Raw genomic sequence first — 1,124 nt, 5'->3', positions numbered from 1 at the left:
ATCGGCCGAGTTGATCGAACTGCTCAAAGTGCAGTCGCCGCAGCAAATTGCCCAGCTGATGAGCCTGAGCGACACCCTGTCGGGCCTGAACGTGGCGCGCTACCAGGCGTGGCGACCCAAATTCACCGCCAAAAATGCGAAACAGGCGGTGCTGGCCTTCAATGGCGATGTGTATGAGGGGCTGGACGCCAAAACCCTGGGTGCCGATGACCTGGCCTGGGCGCAAGACCATGTGTGCATTCTGAGTGGCCTGTACGGCGTGCTGCGCCCGCTGGACTACATGCAACCCTACCGGCTGGAGATGGGCACCCGCCTGGCCAACCCGCAGGGCAGCAATTTGTACAAGTTTTGGGGTTCGCAGTTGTCCGCCTACCTGAACGGGCGTCTGCAGCGCGACGTGTCGCCCGTGGTGGTGAACCTGGCTTCGCAGGAGTACTTCAAGGCGGTGGACCTCAAGGCCCTGAAGGCCCGCGTGGTGGAATGTGTGTTTGAAGAAGAGCGGGATGGTGGCCAGTACAAGATCATCAGCTTCATGGCCAAGCGGGCCCGGGGTTTGATGGCGCGTTATGCCGCCACACACCGGCTGGTCACGCCCCAGCAGCTGCAGGGCTTTGATACCGAAGGTTACGCGTTTGAGGTGGCGGTATCCACGCCCGAACGGCTGGTGTTTCGGCGCCGCCAAATGGTTTGAAATTTATATAAAACCAGGCTGTAGCCCTTGTTCTACCTTCGGGATTAGCTATGAAAATAAGAGCAAACAACATTGAAATCGAGGTCGAAGACACGGGCGCTGGCGCCCCGGGCGAGAACCGCCCGGTGGTCCTGTTGATCATGGGGCTGGGCATGCAACTCGTGGCCTGGCCACCCGCCTTCATCAACGCGTTGGTGAAGGCGGGCTACCGGGTGATTTGCCACGACAACCGGGACGTGGGCTTGAGCCACCGGTTTGAAGCCCTGGGCTCGCCCAACCTGATCTGGCAGAGCATCCGCTTCAAGCTCGGCCTGACACCGCGTGCACCCTACAGCCTGAGTGACATGGCCGCCGACTCGCTGGGCGTGCTCGATGCGCTGGGCATTGCGAGAGCACATGTGGTGGGCGTCAGCATGGGCGGCATGATCGCGCA

Annotated in this window: 2 protein-coding genes; both read left to right on the top strand. The window is 61.1% G+C overall.

All coding sequences use genetic code 11. From position 1 onward, the window contains the following. The coding region (gene yaaA / locus AC097L_RS25670; protein ID WP_479589525.1) for a peroxide stress protein YaaA at positions 1–691 on the top strand (691 nt) is incomplete at its 5' end. A gap of 50 nt (positions 692–741) precedes the next feature. Then, positions 742–1,124 (top strand): alpha/beta fold hydrolase (locus AC097L_RS25665; RefSeq protein WP_479589524.1); only part of this gene is annotated, 383 nt, incomplete at its 3' end.

This window comes from Rhodoferax sp. RT5P35, from assembly GCF_056521385.1.
Note: the sequence above shows the minus strand (reverse complement) of the source record. Positions and strands in the feature narration are given on the sequence as shown.